1 pseudogene is annotated in these 782 nt (G+C 67.0%); it reads left to right on the top strand.

From position 1 onward, the window contains the following. Positions 1-782, top strand: a pseudogene (fusA, locus tag Q0L15_RS17655) (elongation factor G); the annotation flags it as partial.

Raw genomic sequence — 782 nt, 5'->3', positions numbered from 1 at the left:
GGTCTACCAGATGCACGCCAACAAGCGTGAGGAGATCGCGTCGGTCGGCGCCGGCCAGATCGTCGCCGTCATGGGTCTGAAGGACACCAAGACCGGTCACACCCTGTCCGACCCGCAGCACCAGGTCGTGCTCGAGTCGATGACGTTCCCGGCCCCGGTGATCGAGGTCGCGATCGAGCCCAAGACCAAGGGTGACCAGGAGAAGCTCGGCACGGCCATCCAGCGGCTCTCCGACGAGGACCCGACGTTCACCGTCAAGTCCGACGAGGAGACCGGCCAGACGATCATCGCCGGCATGGGCGAGCTCCACCTGGAGATCCTGGTCGACCGGATGCGTCGCGAGTTCCGCGTCGAGGCCACCGTCGGCAAGCCGCAGGTCGCCTACCGCGAGACCATCCGCCGCAAGGTGGAGAACCACTCCTACACGCACAAGAAGCAGACCGGTGGTTCGGGTCAGTTCGCGAAGGTCGTCATCTCGCTCGAGCCCAGCATCGACCCCGAGACCGGCACCGGCGCGGGCTACGAGTTCGTCAACAACGTCTCGGGTGGTCGCGTGCCGCGCGAGTACATCCCGTCGGTCGACCAGGGCGGCCAGGAGGCCATGGAGTTCGGCGTGCTCGCCGGCTACCCGATGGTCGACGTGAAGTTCACGCTCGAGGACGGCGCCTACCACGACGTCGACTCCTCCGAGCTCGCGTTCAAGATCGCCGGCAACCAGGCCTTCAAGGAGGCCGCCCGCCAGGCCAAGCCCGTGCTGCTCGAGCCGATGTTCGCCGTGGAGG

The sequence above is a fragment of the Nocardioides sp. genome (assembly GCF_024509035.1).
Taxonomy (GTDB): Bacteria; Actinomycetota; Actinomycetes; order Propionibacteriales; family Nocardioidaceae; genus Nocardioides.
This window is presented reverse-complemented; position numbering and strand designations above follow the sequence as displayed.